A 14509-nucleotide genomic window follows, 5' to 3' on the forward strand; every position below is an offset into this window, starting at 1 on the left:
TCAGGCCGTGCCGAGCGATTTGCGCGTCGCCGCGGTTTGCGGCGCGCGCGGCGCGCCGCCGGCCGCGTCGGATTCGGGCGAGTCGGACGGCGCGGGCTGCGCGAACGCCTGGCGCATGTCGCGCGCGCGTCGGCGCTCGCGGCTCAGCATCATCTGGTTGACGACGATCACGCCGATCGTTACCGCGGTGATGAAGAGCGTCGCGAGCGCGTTCATTTCGGGATTCAGGCCGAGACGCACGCGCGAGAACACGACGAGCGGCAGCGTCGTCGAGCCTGGGCCGGACAGGAACGCGGACAGCACGAGATCGTCGATCGACAGCGTGAACGACAGCAGCCAGCCGGACAGCAGCGCCTGCGAGATCAGCGGCAGCGTGATCACGAAGAACACCTTGAGCGGCGTCGCGCCGAGATCGAGCGCCGCTTCTTCGAGCGACTTGTTCAGCTCCTTGACGCGCGACTGCACGATGATCGCGACGTACGACACGCACAGCATCACGTGACCGATCCAGATCGTCACCATCCCGCGCCCCCTGGGCCAGCCGAGCATCTGCTCGAGCGCGACGAACAGCAGCAACAGCGAGATCCCCTGGATCACTTCGGGAATCACGAGCGGCGCGTTGATCATCCCGGTATACAGCGTGAAGCCGCGAAAGCGTCCGAAGCGCGCGAGCACGAAGCCCGCCCACGTGCCGATGAACACGGAGGCGAACGCGGTCAACAGGCCGATCTTCAGCGATAGCCACGCGCTCGTCAGCAGCTCGTCGTCCTGCCGGAGCGCCGCGTACCACTTCAGCGAGAAGCCGGACCAGACCGTGACGAGCTTCGATTCGTTAAACGAATAGACGACGAGGCTCACGATCGGGATGTAGAGGAACAGGAAGCCGAGCGTCAGCACGCCGGCGGAAAGCGGCTTGTTGGGCTTGATCATTTCGCGTCCTCCAGCTCCTTCACCTGGTAGTACTGGAACACGGCCATCGGCACGAGGAGCAGCAGCACCATCGCGACCGTCACCGCGGAGGCCATCGGCCAGTCCATGTTGTTGAAGAACTCGTCCCACATCACGCGGCCGATCATCAGCGTGTCGGCGCCGCCGAGCAGCTCCGGGATCACGTATTCGCCGACGGCGGGAATGAACACGAGCAGGCTGCCCGCGATGATTCCGTTCTTCGACAGCGGCAGCGTGATCCGCGTGAACGCGACCCAGGGCTTCGCGCCGAGGTCGTAGGCGGCCTCGAGCAGCGTGAGGTCCATCTTCACGAGGTGCGCGTAGAGCGGCATCACCATGAACGGCAGGTACGAATAGACCATCCCGATGTAGACGCCCGCATCGGTGTGATAGAGGCGCAGCGGCGAGTGGATCAGGCCGATCGCGATCAGCGCGTGATTCAGCAGGCCATCGTCCTTCAGGATGCCGATCCATGCGTAGACGCGGATCAGGAACGACGTCCAGAACGGCAGCATCACGCCCATCATCAGCAGGTTGCGCGTCGCGGGCGCGGAGCGCGCGATGTAGTACGCCATCGGATAGCCGATCAGCAGGCACAGGAGCGTCGAGACCGCGGCCATCTTCAGTGAGCTGACATAGGTCGCGACATAGAGGCTGTCCTGCAGCAGGAACGCGTAATGGCCGAGCTGCAGCGCGAATTGCACCGCGCCGTCCTTGACGCTCATCAGCGCCGTGTACGGCGGGATGCCCATCACCTGATCGGCGAAGCTGATCTTCAGCACGAGCACGAACGGCAATGCGAAGAACAGCGCGAGCCACAGGAACGGCACGCCGATCGCGACGCCGCGGCCAGACGGCGTGAAGCGCGCCGCGAGGCGCGCGACGCGCGCGCGCACGGGCGCCGCGCCGCGGGCGGCGGGCGTAGCCGCCGCGAGGGAGGAGGAGGGAGACGTTCTCATTGCGTGAGCACCACGCCGCTTGCGGGCGACCAGGAGACGAACACGTCGTCGTTGTACGCGGGCGCACCGTCCTGCATCAGGTGCGAGCTGGAAAGATTGGACATGACCGTCTTGCCGCTCGGCAGGCGCACGTGGTACAGCGAATAGCTGCCCATGTACGCGACGTCGGTGACGACGCCGCGCGCCCAGTTGTGCGGCTCGGCCGGCTTCTCGCGCGACACGCGCACGCGCTCCGGCCGCACCGAGATGCCGACCGGCATCCCGAGCGGGCCCGTGACGCCGTGGCTCACGTACATCCGCGCTTCGAGATCCTCGCTTTCGACGAAGATGTGATCGGGCTCGTCCTCGACGACGACGCCCTCGAACAGGTTCGTCGAGCCGATGAATTCGGCCGAGAAGCGGCTGTTCGGGAATTCGTAGACCTGGCTCGGCGTGCCGATCTGCACGATCCGGCCTTCGCTCATCACCGCGAGGCGGCTTGCCATCGTCATCGCCTCTTCCTGATCGTGCGTGACCATCACGCAGGTCACGTCGACCTTCTCGATGATGTTGACGAGCTCGAGCTGCGTCTTCTGGCGGATCTTCTTGTCGAGCGCGGACATCGGCTCGTCGAGCAGCAGCAGCTTCGGCCGCTTGACGAGCGAGCGCGCGAGCGCGACGCGCTGCTGCTGGCCGCCCGAGAGTTGATGCGGCTTGCGCTGCGCGTAGCGGCCCATCTGCACGAGGTTCAGCGCGTCGGCGACGCGCTCTCGGATCTCCTGCTTCGGCGTGCCTTCCTGCTTCAGGCCGAACGCGACGTTCGACTCGACGCTCATGTGCGGGAAGAGCGCGTACGACTGGAACATCATGTTGACGGGCCGCCGATACGGCGGCAGCGCCGCGAGATCCTCGCCGTCGACGAAGATGCGCCCGGACGTGGCCGTCTCGAGCCCGGCGAGCATCCGCAGCAGCGTGGACTTGCCGCAGCCGGAGCTGCCGAGCAGCGCGAACAGCTCGTTTTTCGCGATCGACAGATTGACGTTGTCGACGGCGGTGCTGTCTCCGAATTTTTTCACGACATTCTCGATGCGGACGAACTCGTTCGTTCCGGCCGGCGTGGCGACCGGGGGACGCGCCAGTTGCGCGGTGTCGATTGAAGGCGTCGATTTCATGAAGTAGCCATCCTTCGTTTGGGGATCGCAGGCATGAGCGCTCCCGCGCGACGCGCACAAGGCGAATCGCGGGGGGACTGCGACCGGGAATCGAGGCGCCGGGCGTTTCGGGCTGAACTTCAGGCCGAACGCGCCGCCGCCGGATTGCTTGCTTGGGGCGCGCGGCAATCGAGCGATTGCCGCGCGCCGGAATCGCTCGTGATCAGTGCCCCGTCTTCAGTTGCGCCCACAGACGGTTTTCGAGCCGCAGGATGTCGGCGGGCATCGGCCGCATCAGCGTCATCTTCTTCAGCACGTCTTCGGGCGGGTAGACGGTCGGGTCCTGCGCGACGGCGGGTGCGACGAACTGGCGCGCCGCGCGGTTCGCGGTCGGATAGAACACTTCGTTCGTGATTGCCGCGTTGACCTTCGGGTCCTCGATGTAGTTGATCCATTTCAGTGCGGCTTCCGCGTGCGGCGCATCCTTCGGGATCACCATCACGTCGAACCACAGCAGGCCGCCTTCCTTCGGATTCGAGAACTTGATGTCGTACGGGCGCTTCGCTTCGGCCGAGCGCCGATGCGCGATGCCGACGTCGCCCGACCAGCCGAGCGCGACGCACACGTCGTTGTTCGCGAGATCGTTGATGTAGCCGGACGAGTTGAACTGCGTGATGTACGGGCGGACTTTCTTCAGCACGTCGAACGCCGCCTGGTAGTCGGCCGGGTTCGTGCTGTTCGGATTCCTGCCCATGTATTGCAGCGTCGCGGCGAACACGTCGACCGCCTGATCGAGGAACGACACGCCGCAGCCCTTGAGCTTCGACACGTTCGCCGGATCGAGCACGAGCGCCCAACTGTCGACGGGCGCGTTCTCGCCGAGCGCCTTCTTCACCGCCTGCACGTTGTAGCCGACGCCGTCGGTGCCGAACGCCCACGGCACGCCGTACTGGTTGCCCGGATCTGCGTCGGCGATCATCTTCATCAGCGTCGGATCGAGGTTCGACAGGTTCGGCAGCTTCGATTTGTCGAGCTTCTGGTAGACGCCCGCCTGAATCTGCTTGGCCATGTAGTTCGACGTCGGCACGACGATGTCGTAGCCGGAGCTGCCCGCGAGCAGCTTCGCCTGCAGCGTGTCGTCGCTGTCGTAGTTGTCGTATTTGACGTGGATGCCCGATTGCTTCTCGAAGTTCGGGATCGTGTCCTTCGCGATGTAGTCTGACCAGTTGTAGACGTTCAGCTCGGCGCCGACCGCTTGCGCGGCCGGTGCGGCCAGCGCCGACGCGCCGGCGAGCGCGACGAGCGCAGCGCGCGCGACCGCATGACGAAGATGGCTCACACTCATGTTGTTCCCCTGATGATGAAGGTGGGCGCGCGGCGCCCGCGCGCCACCCGCCCGATTGGCAATGCCGTTAGGAAAGGCCCAGTTGCTGCGCGGTCGCGTCGATCGCTTTCTTCGCTTTCGACACGATCTCGTCGATTTCGGGCTTCGAGACCACGAGCGGCGGCGACAGCAGCATCCGGTCGCCCGTCGCGCGCATGATCAGGTTGCCGTTGAAGCAGTAGTCGCGGCAGATCGTGCCGACTTCGCCGCCGTTCTCGAAGCGCTTGCGCGCGCCCGGCTCGCGCGCGAGCTGGATGCCCGCGACGAGCCCCGCGCCCGCGATCTCGCCGACGATCGGATGGTTCGCGAACGTCTCGCGCAGCAACTGCTGGAAGTAGGGGCCGGTATCGGTCTTCACGCGCTCGACGATCCGTTCGTCGCGCAGCACCTTCAGATTCGCGACGGCCACCGCCGCCGCGACCGGATGCCCCGAGTACGTCATCCCGTGGTTGAACTCGCCGTGCGCGATCAGCGCGTCGGCGATCCGGTCCGACAGCGCGACGGCCCCCATCGGCACGTAGCCGCTCGTCAGGCCCTTGGCGAGCGTCATCAGATCCGGCTCGAAGCCGAAGTGCCGATGCGCGAACCATTCGCCGGTGCGCCCGAAGCCGCCGATCACTTCGTCCGCGATGAGCAGCACGTCGTACTGGCGGCAGATCCGCTCGATCTCGGGCCAGTACGTCGACGGCGGGAAGATCACGCCGCCCGCGCCCTGGAACGGCTCGCCGATGAACGCCGCGACGTTCTCCGCGCCGAGCTCGAGGATCTTCGCTTCGAGCTGCCGCGCGCGTTCGAGCCCGAACGCCTCGGGCGTCTGTCCCTCGCCCGCTTCGCCGAAGTAATAAGGCTGATCGATGTGGACGACGTGCTCGACCTTCGACGGCATCTGCTCGTGCATGTAGCTCATGCCGCCGAGCGTCGCGCCCGCGATCGTCGAGCCGTGATAGCCGTTGCTGCGCGAGATCACGAACTTCTTCTGCGGGCGGTTCTGCGTGCGCCAGTACTGATGCGCGATGCGCAGCACCGTGTCGTTGCCCTCGGAGCCGCTGTTGCAATAGAAGAAGCGGTTGAACGCCGGCGGCGCGATTTCCGCGAGCAGCGCGGACAGCTCGATGACGGGCGGATGCGTGGTCTTGAAGAACGTGTTGTAGAACGGCAGCTCGCGCAACTGGCGGCTGCCGGCCTCGATCAGTTCGTCGCGGCCGTAGCCGACGTTCACGCACCAGAGGCCGGCCATGCCGTCGATGATCCTGTTGCCGTCGGAATCCCACAGATAGACGCCTTCGGCCCTCACGATCACGCGGCTGCCCGCGCGATTGAGCGAGCCCATGTCCGAGAACGGGTGAATGTGGTGCGCGGCGTCGAGCGCGCGGTATTCGGCGCTCGTGCGGCGCTCGTGCGCGTGCGCGCTGGCGGCGGGCGCGGCGGGTTGGACCCATGCGGATTCGTTGTTCAGTCGGTAGCTCATCGTTTCCTCCTGGATGGATGGGCTGCGTGCGCGTTCAGACGTGCAGCAGCAGATGCTTGCGTTCCCACGAGCTGATCACGCGGAAGAACGCTTCGTATTCGGTTTCCTTCAACGCGAGATAGGCTTTCACGAACTTCTCGCCGAGGATCTCGGCAAGCGGCTCGCACGCGGCCATCAGCGTGAGCCCCTCCTCGAGATTGCGCGGTAGCTGATACGGCAGGCTGTAGCCGTCGCTCACGAGCGGCTCGGTCGGCACGAGGCGCCGCGTCATGCCGAGGTAGCCCGCCGCGAGCGTGCCCGCGATCGCGAGATACGGATTGCAGTCGACGCCCGGAATCCGGTTCTCGATCCGCCGCGCGGCGGGCGCCGAATGCGGAATCCGGAAGCCGACCGTGCGGTTGTCGTAGCCCCACTGCACGTTGATCGGCGCGGCCATGAAGCGCGAGAGCCGCCGATACGAGTTGATGTACGGCGCGAAGATCGGCATCAGCGCGGGCGTGTACTTCTGCAGGCCGGCGATGTACGCGTAGAACATGTCGGTCGGGCTGCCGTCGTCCGCGGTGAACAGGTTGCGCCCGGTCTGCTCGTCGACGATGCTCTGATGCACGTGCATCGCCGAGCCCGGCTCGTTCTCCATCGGCTTCGCCATGAACGTCGCGTACATGTGGTGCCGCAGCGCCGCCTCGCGCACGGTGCGCTTGAACAGGAACACGCGATCGGCGAGGTTCAGCGGATCGCCGTGCAGGAAGTTGATCTCCATCTGCGCGGCGCCGACTTCGTGAATCAGCGTGTCGACCTCGAGATCCTGCACTTCGCAGTATTCGTAGATGTCCTCGAAGAGCGGATCGAACTCGTTGACGGCTTCGATCGAATACGACTGGCGCCCGGTCTCCGGCCGCCCGGTGCGGCCGATGGGCGGCGCGAGCGGGATGTCCGGGTCCTTGTTCATGTCGACCAGATAGAACTCGAGCTCCGGTGCGATCACGGGTCTCCAGCCTTTCGCCTTGTAAAGCTCGAGCACGCGGCGCAGCACGCGGCGCGGCGAGATTTCGACGGGCGTGCCGTCGAAATGCACGCAATCGTGGATCACCTGCGCGGTCGGATCGATCGCCCACGGAATCAGGCGGATCGTCGACGCGTCGGGCAGGCAGACCATGTCGGGATCGGTGACGCCCGTCAGGCTGCCGTCCTCCGGGTAGTCGCCGGTGACGGTCTGGATCATCACCGCCTGCGGCAGGCGCATCGATTCGCCCGTTTCGAACTTGCTGCGCGGAATGATCTTGCCGCGCGCGATGCCCGCCATGTCAGGGATGATCGCTTCGATTTCGGTGATCCGGTGCTTCTTCAGGAATTCGTCGATGTCTTGCATGATCGTTCTCGTTGTAGTGGGTCGGGTCACGCGTCGATCGCGTGCGCCGGCGGCCGGGCGTCGTGCTGCATGCGGGCGCGCATCCGTTCGCGGCATGCATCGCCGAATGCGCGGAAGATCGCGGTGGAAAGCGGATCGTCCGCGTGCTTCCACTCCGGATGCCATTGCACGCCGAGCGCGAACGCGCGCGCGTGCGGCGCACGAACCGCTTCGATCAGCCCGTCGGGCGCGACCGCTTCGATCGCGAGGCCCGCGCCCAATTGCGCGATGCCCTGGCCGTGCAGCGAATTCACGTGAGCGTGCGTCGCGCCGCCGAGCAGACGTTGCAACAGCCCGTCCGCCGCGAGGCGGATCGCGTGCGCCGGCGCGTACTGCGCGTCGAGCGTGTCGCCCTTGTCCTCGCGGTGATCGTCGAATCCGTCCACCGCATGCACTTGCTGATGCAGCGTGCCGCCGAACACGACGTTCAACTCCTGGAAGCCGCGGCAGATCGCGAGCACCGGCACGCCGGCGTCGATCGCCGCGCGCACGAGCGGCAGCGTCGTCTCGTCGCGCGCGGGATCGTGCAGCGTGCCGGGCGCGCTCGGATCGCCGCCGTAGCGATGCGGCTCCACGTTCGAGTAGCTGCCGGTCAACAGCAGCCCGTCGACGGCGGCGAGCACGTCTCGCGCCGCCTGCCGCGCGCCGAGCGCCGGCACGAGCATCGCGAGCGCATCGGCGCCGTCGACGACGGCCGCGATGTATTTCTCGACGACCATATGCGATGGATGCGCGCCCATCATTTTTTTATCCGCAGTGATACCGACCAATGGTTTGCTTTGCATGAGTTTCACGTTTCGATGAATGCCCGGATTGCGAATCGCGCATCGAAAATCGCAATACGGCAGGCGTGAGCGGGCCCGTCGGCGTCGCGCAGTGCGTGAAGCCGATGAGGCGTGTGCGCGATGGGCGAGCGGCGGCCGCAAGCCGGCAATCGCCATGCGCGCGATGAAAAATGATTCCGCTTGCTCGAACACGAACGCGCGGCGCAGCGGGGATGGTCGAGCGCGCGCGCGACGATGCGGCAGGCCGCTGCGCCGGTCAGGCGTCAGCGCTGGCGTTCGGAGCGAACAGCGTCAGGAGGAGAGGCGCTACGGCAGCAGCGAGGCGACTTCGTCGATGTGCACGGCGATGTAGCCGCGTGCGGAGACGGCGTTGTGACGTCGCACGGAGCGACGGGACAGGATGGTGAATACGGACGGAAGCAGGCGAGGAACAAGCGCGCCGCTGCTGCCGTCGGAGAGGGCGACGTCATGCGGGATGCTCGCCGCATGTCTTCGATCCCACCTTACCAGAGGGCCACGGACTCTCACGATTACACTCGACTGGTGACGTTGAAAGTTTTGAACACCCCGGTTCATCGAACGCATCCGGCGTTTAATCAATCGGGGCATCGGTCCGGCGGCAGGATCGTCAACGCGATGTAAATTTCGGATACCGTCTGAAATGCACCGCAACATGACGATGACATGACGCCGACCTGTGGATCAGCATATACGAGCCAAAAACGGCGTCAAATATTTTTCAAAAATACGAAGCGATGCGTTTTTCCCGGTGAGGGGCTTTTATCCTGCGTAAACGGAAGCGTGCGGCGGCGTGCAATATTTCGAACGCCTTGCAGGGTTTTCCCGGGCAGAAAACGGCTGAAAGTGATTAGAATATTCGACACTCGTGCCACGCAATCGTCGGTCGTCGACGCTCAACAATCGTGTCGGAATCCCTATCGATGTCCACTGAAGTCGCCACTCGTCTGCGCCACGTGCGCATGAAGTACGGCCTGTCGCAACGCGAGCTCGCGAAGCGCGCGGGCGTCACGAACGGCACCATCTCGCTGATCGAGCAGAACCGCGTCAGTCCTTCTGTAGGATCGCTGAAGAAATTGCTCGAGTGCATTCCGATGAGCCTCGCGGAGTTCTTCACGTTCGAGGTCGGCGAGAATCGCTCCGTCGTCTCGCGGCGCGCCGGGATGCCGAATCTCGGCAACGAGACGATCGGCTTCTATCTGGCGGGCTCGGGCGTCAAGGACCGCAACATGTGCATCATGCGCGAGGTCTATCGGCCGCTTGCCGACACCGGGCCGGAAATGCTCACGCATGCGGGGCACGAGGGCGGCGTGGTCGTATCGGGGCAGATCGAGCTGACCGTCGACGGCACGACGTGGCTGCTCGACCCCGGAGACAGCTATTACTTCGAGAGCCGCTTGCCGCACCGTTTTCGCAATCCCAGCGCGGAACAGGTCTGCGAGGTCGTGTCGGCGAATTCGCCGCCCACCTTCTGACGACGCGCCAACGCGATTCGCCGCCGACCGCGCCGCGGGCACGCAGCGCCGCTATGTCACGCATGGCCCAGACGTCACGACGCGCGGCGAATCCCACTCCATGAGGCTATTCCGATGGACAAGACCACTTTGGCTTATTGGCAGGACAAGGCCGCGACGCTCGCGATCGAGGGGCGCGCATTCATCGACGGCGCGTATCGCGGCGCGCACGGCGGCAAGACGTTCGATTGCGTGAGCCCGATCGACGGCCGCGTGCTCGCGAAGGTCGCCGACTGCGGCGCGGCCGACGTCGACGCGGCGGTGGCCGCCGCCCGGCGCGCGTTCGACGAACAGGCGTGGGCGGGGCTGAACCCGCGCGAGCGCAAGGCGATCCTGCTGCGCTGGGCGGCGCTGATGCGCGCGCATCTCGACGAGTTGTCGCTGCTCGAGACGCTCGATGCGGGCAAGCCGATCGGCGACACGACGACGGTCGACGTGCCGGGCGCCGCGTACTGCGTCGAGTGGTTCGCGGAGGCGATCGACAAGGTCGGCGGCGAAGTGGTGCCGGCCGATCATCATCTCGTCGGCCTTGTCACGCGCGAGCCGCTCGGCGTGGTCGCCGCGGTCGTGCCGTGGAATTTCCCGATCCTGATGGCATCGTGGAAGTTCGGGCCGGCGCTCGCCGCGGGCAACAGCGTCGTGCTCAAGCCGTCGGAGAAATCGCCGCTCACGGCGATCAGGGTCGCGCAGCTCGCGCACGAGGCGGGGATTCCGGCCGGCGTGTTCAACGTCGTGCCGGGCGGCGGCGAGCCTGGCAAGCTGCTCGCGCTGCATCGCGACGTCGACTGTCTCGCGTTCACGGGCTCGACGGGCGTCGGCAAGCTGATCATGCAGTATGCGGGGCAATCGAACCTGAAGCGCGTGTGGCTGGAGCTCGGCGGGAAATCGCCGAACATCGTGCTGCCCGACTGCCCGGATCTCGACCGCGCGGCGAAGGCGGCGGCGGGCGCGATCTTCTACAACATGGGCGAGATGTGCACGGCGGGCTCGCGCCTGCTCGTGCATCGCGACATCAAGGACGCGTTTCTCGCAAAGCTCGTCGCCGCGGCGCGCGCATACAAGCCCGGCAATCCGCTCGATCCGGACGTATCGATGGGCGCGATCGTCGACGCGATCCAGCTCGAGCGCGTGCTCGGCTATATCGAGACGGGCCGCGCCGAAGCGAAGCTGTTGCTCGGCGGCGCGCGCGTGAACGAAGCGAGCGGCGGCTTCTACATCGAGCCGACCGTGTTCGACACGGGGCCCGACACGAAGATCGCGCGCGAGGAAATCTTCGGGCCGGTGCTGTCGGTGATCACATTCGATTCGGTCGACGAAGCGGTGAGGATCGCGAACGACAGCGAATACGGGCTCGGCGCGGCCGTGTGGACCGCGAACCTGACGACCGCGCACGACGTCGCGCGCCGGCTGCGCGCGGGCACCGTCTGGGTCAACTGCTACGACGAAGGGGGCGACATGAACTTCCCGTTCGGCGGCTACAAGCAATCGGGCAACGGCCGCGACAAGTCGTTGCACGCACTGGAGAAGTACACCGAGCTGAAGTCGACGCTCGTGCGGCTGCGCTAAAGGATTCGCAAGCCAGCGCGGCGGCGCGCGCGCAACGCGTCGCCGCGTTCCCAATGAATCCGGCCGCCGGCCTGCCCGCCTCTTTTTCGGGAGCCGCATCGCGAGCGGGCCGGTCCCTCCATCGGGTCATTCCATGAATGAAACGCTCCACGGCGACGGCGCGATCCGCCGTCCATCCGTCTACGGTTCCTCGATCGAAAACACTTACGCGGGCGTGCTGTCGTTCATGCGACGCAACTACACGCGCGATCTCGGCGGCATCGACGTCGTCGTGTCCGGCGTGCCGCTCGACCTCGCGACGACGTTCCGCTCCGGCGCGCGCCTGGGCCCCGCCGCGGTGCGCGCGGCGAGCGTGCAGCTTGCCGAACTGCATCCGTATCCCTGGGGATTCGATCCGTTCGACGATCTCGCGGTGATCGACTACGGCGACTGCTGGTTCGACGCGCACAATCCGCTCTCGATCAAGCCCGCGATCGTCGAGCACGCGCGGACGATCCTGCAATCGGGCGCGAAGATGCTGACGTTGGGCGGCGATCACTACATCACGTATCCGCTGCTGATCGCGCATGCGCGGAAGGTCGGCAAGCCGCTGTCGCTGATTCATTTCGATGCGCATTGCGACACATGGGCCGACGACGCGCCGGACAGCCTCAATCACGGCACGATGTTCTACAAGGCGGTCGACGAGGGGCTGATCGATCCGCGGACGTCGGTGCAGATCGGCATCCGCACGTGGAACGACGACTATCTCGGCATCGACGTGCTCGACGCCGCGTGGGTGCACGAGCACGGGCCGCGCGCGACGGCCGGGCGCATCGCGTCGATCGTCGGCGGCGGGCCCGCGTATCTGACGTTCGACATCGACTGCCTCGATCCCGCGTTCGCGCCGGGCACGGGCACGCCGGTCGCGGGCGGGCTGTCGTCCGCGCAGGCGCTCGCGATCGTGCGCGGTCTCGGCGGCGTGAACCTGATCGGCGCGGATGTCGTCGAGGTCGCGCCGGCTTACGACCACAGCGAGATCACCGCGATCGCGGCCGCGCATGTCGCGTGCGATCTGCTGTGCCTGTGGCGGCAGCGCAAGGTGGGCGCGCGCTGACGGGCCGTGTCGGCGGGCCCTTGCTTGCGCACGCGCGGCGAGGGCCGCGCCGGCGGCGGACCGGCCGAACCCGACGCCGCGGCTAATGCGTTTTCCCCGATAAGTTTGTGCGAATCCGTTATTGGAGCGTTTGGGCGCGCGTTTCTATACTCGACACCTGATTGGCACTCACCGAGCCCGAGTGCCAACGACTTCGATAAGGAAACGTGAGCATGAGCCTACGTCCGCTACACGATCGCGTCATCGTCAAGCGACTCGATCAGGAAACCAAGACCGCATCCGGCATCGTGATTCCCGACAGCGCGGCCGAAAAGCCCGATCAGGGCGAGATCGTCGCGGTCGGCCCCGGCCGGCGCGACGCCGACGGCAAGCGCGTCGAGCCCGACGTGAAGGTCGGCGAGCGCGTGCTGTTCGGCAAGTACGCCGGGCAGTCCGTGAAGGTCGACGGCAACGAACTGCTGGTGCTGCGCGAGGAAGACATCGTCGCAGTCGTTCATTCCTGATCCGATACCGATCCGATAAGGAGCGCCGAATCATGGCAGCGAAAGAAATCATTTTTCACGACGGCGCGCGCACGAAGCTCGTCGAAGGCGTCAATCTGCTCGCGAACGCAGTGAAGGTCACGCTCGGCCCGAAAGGCCGCAATGTCGTGCTCGAGCGCAGCTTCGGCTCGCCCGTCGTCACGAAGGACGGCGTGTCGGTCGCGAAGGAAATCGAGCTTGCGGACAAAGTGCAGAACATCGGCGCGCAACTCGTGAAGGAGGTCGCGTCGAAGACGAGCGACGCGGCGGGCGACGGCACGACGACCGCGACCGTGCTCGCGCAGGCGATCGTGCGCGAAGGACAGAAGTACGTCGCCGCGGGCCTGAATCCGCTCGATCTGAAGCGCGGCATCGACAAGGCGGTGGCCGCCGCGGTCGACGAGCTGAAGAAGATCAGCAAGCCGACGACGACGAGCAGGGAGATCGCGCAGGTCGCGACGATCTCGGCGAACGGCGAGGAATCGATCGGCCAGCGGATCGCCGAGGCGATCGACCGCGTCGGCAAGGAAGGCGTGATCACCGTCGAGGACGGCAAGTCGCTTGCCGACGAGCTCGACGTGGTCGAAGGGCTGCAGTTCGATCGCGGCTACCTGTCGCCGTACTTCATCAACAATCCCGACCGCCAGCTCGCGGTGCTCGACGAGCCGTTCATCCTGCTGCACGACAAGAAGATCTCGAACATTCGCGATCTGCTGCCGGTGCTCGAGCAGGTCGCGAAGGCGGGCCGGCCGCTTCTCATCATCGCGGAGGACGTCGAGGGCGAAGCGCTCGCGACGCTCGTCGTCAACAACATCCGCGGCATCCTGAAGACCGTCGCGGTCAAGGCGCCGGGCTTCGGCGACCGCCGCAAGGCGCTGCTCGAGGACATCGCGATCCTTGCGGGCGGCCAGGTGATCGCCGAGGAAACGGGCCTCACGCTCGAAAAGGCGACGCTGCAGGAGCTCGGCCGCGCGAAGCGCATCGAGGTCGGCAAGGAGAGCACGACGCTGATCGACGGCGCGGGCGACAAGGCGAACATCGAGGCGCGCGTGAAGCAGATCCGCGCGCAGATCGCCGATGCGACGTCCGACTACGATCGCGAGAAGCTGCAGGAGCGCGTCGCGAAGCTCGCGGGCGGCGTCGCGGTGATCAAGGTCGGCGGCGCGACCGAAGTCGAGGTCAAGGAGAAGAAGGACCGCGTGGACGACGCGCTGCACGCGACGCGCGCGGCTGTCGAGGAAGGCATCGTGCCGGGCGGCGGCGTCGCGCTGATTCGCGTGAAGCAGGCGATCGCGGAGCTCGCGGGCGCGAATGCCGATCAGAAGGCGGGCATCAGCATCGTGTTGCGCGCGCTCGAGGAGCCGCTGCGCCAGATCGTCGCGAACGCGGGCGAGGAGGCGAGCGTCGTCGTCGCGACGGTCGCGGCCGGCAAGGGCAACTACGGCTACAACGCGGCGACGGGCGAATACGGCGACCTCGTCGAATCGGGCGTGCTCGATCCGACGAAGGTCACGCGCACCGCGCTGCAGAACGCGGCGTCGATCGCGGGCCTGCTGCTGACGACCGATGCGACGGTTCACGAAGCGCCGAAGGACGCGCCGCCCGCCCCGCCGGCGGGCGTGCCGGGCGCGGGCGGTCCGGGCTTCGACTTCTGAGCGTGAGCGTGTAGCGCAGGCGTGGATGGCGAAGCGTCATACGACGAACCGAAGCGC

General features: G+C 66.2%; 13 protein-coding genes and 1 pseudogene. 5 read left to right on the forward strand and 9 right to left on the reverse strand.

Annotated elements, in window-relative coordinates:
- From WS92_RS05275 to WS92_RS37110, 9 genes and pseudogenes are all read right to left on the reverse strand, one after another.
- On the reverse strand, positions 1–930 hold the full coding sequence (locus WS92_RS05275) for an ABC transporter permease subunit (protein ID WP_015604027.1): 930 nt from the start codon (positions 928–930) through the stop codon (positions 1–3).
- A complete protein-coding gene (locus tag WS92_RS05280) occupies positions 927–1907 on the reverse strand; it encodes an ABC transporter permease subunit (RefSeq protein ID WP_015603585.1) in 981 nt (326 codons plus the stop codon). Before WS92_RS05280 ends, WS92_RS05275 begins: the two co-directional genes overlap by 4 nt.
- Entirely contained in the window at positions 1904–3058 is a 1155-nt protein-coding gene (gene potA / locus WS92_RS05285; RefSeq protein ID WP_006028525.1) for an ABC transporter ATP-binding protein, read from the reverse strand. Before potA ends, WS92_RS05280 begins: the two co-directional genes overlap by 4 nt.
- 202 nt (positions 3059–3260) lie before the next feature.
- A complete protein-coding gene (locus tag WS92_RS05290) occupies positions 3261–4382 on the reverse strand; it encodes a polyamine ABC transporter substrate-binding protein (protein ID WP_015603280.1) in 1122 nt (373 codons plus the stop codon).
- A gap of 67 nt (positions 4383–4449) precedes the next feature.
- Positions 4450–5889 carry an aspartate aminotransferase family protein gene (locus WS92_RS05295; RefSeq protein ID WP_061083811.1) on the reverse strand — a complete coding sequence of 480 codons (1440 nt, stop codon included), beginning with the start codon at positions 5887–5889 and terminating at the stop codon, positions 4450–4452.
- A gap of 34 nt (positions 5890–5923) precedes the next feature.
- Positions 5924–7258 carry a glutamine synthetase family protein gene (locus WS92_RS05300; RefSeq protein WP_059931426.1) on the reverse strand — a complete coding sequence of 445 codons (1335 nt, stop codon included), beginning with the start codon at positions 7256–7258 and terminating at the stop codon, positions 5924–5926.
- Between the two features lie 26 nt (positions 7259–7284).
- Positions 7285–8082 (reverse strand): gamma-glutamyl-gamma-aminobutyrate hydrolase family protein, encoded by a 798-nt coding sequence (locus tag WS92_RS05305; RefSeq protein ID WP_045554698.1) that lies wholly within the window; start codon positions 8080–8082, stop codon positions 7285–7287.
- 306 nt (positions 8083–8388) lie between these two features.
- The gene (locus tag WS92_RS36370; RefSeq protein WP_230479360.1) at positions 8389–8592 is read right to left on the reverse strand and encodes a hypothetical protein; all 204 of its coding nucleotides are present in this window, start codon (positions 8590–8592) and stop codon (positions 8389–8391) included.
- A gap of 299 nt (positions 8593–8891) precedes the next feature.
- Positions 8892–8975: pseudogene (locus tag WS92_RS37110) on the reverse strand (chemotaxis protein); the annotation flags it as partial.
- Positions 8976–9023: 48 nt separating this feature from the next.
- On the opposite strand from WS92_RS37110, the gene WS92_RS05315 reads away from it, so the two are divergent.
- The 5 genes from WS92_RS05315 to groL all read left to right on the forward strand — a co-directional run bounded on the left by WS92_RS05315 (position 9024) and on the right by groL (position 14452).
- Positions 9024–9575 carry a cupin domain-containing protein gene (locus tag WS92_RS05315; protein WP_015603327.1) on the forward strand — a complete coding sequence of 184 codons (552 nt, stop codon included), beginning with the start codon at positions 9024–9026 and terminating at the stop codon, positions 9573–9575.
- A 114-nt stretch (positions 9576–9689) separates the two neighbouring features.
- On the forward strand, positions 9690–11180 hold the full coding sequence (locus WS92_RS05320) for an aldehyde dehydrogenase (protein ID WP_059931424.1): 1491 nt from the start codon (positions 9690–9692) through the stop codon (positions 11178–11180).
- Positions 11181–11313: 133 nt separating this feature from the next.
- The gene (gene speB / locus WS92_RS05325; RefSeq protein WP_059931422.1) at positions 11314–12276 is read left to right on the forward strand and encodes an agmatinase; all 963 of its coding nucleotides are present in this window, start codon (positions 11314–11316) and stop codon (positions 12274–12276) included.
- A gap of 212 nt (positions 12277–12488) precedes the next feature.
- Positions 12489–12779, forward strand: a complete 291-nt coding sequence (groES, locus tag WS92_RS05330; protein ID WP_004525505.1) for a co-chaperone GroES — start codon at positions 12489–12491, stop codon at positions 12777–12779.
- Positions 12780–12811: 32 nt separating this feature from the next.
- Positions 12812–14452 (forward strand): chaperonin GroEL, encoded by a 1641-nt coding sequence (gene groL, locus WS92_RS05335; RefSeq protein ID WP_006028534.1) that lies wholly within the window; start codon positions 12812–12814, stop codon positions 14450–14452.
- Positions 14453–14509: the final 57 nt, after the last annotated feature.

Origin of the sequence: Burkholderia sp. MSMB1588, from assembly GCF_001546925.1 — a bacterium.
Lineage (GTDB): Bacteria > Pseudomonadota > Gammaproteobacteria > Burkholderiales > Burkholderiaceae > Burkholderia > Burkholderia humptydooensis.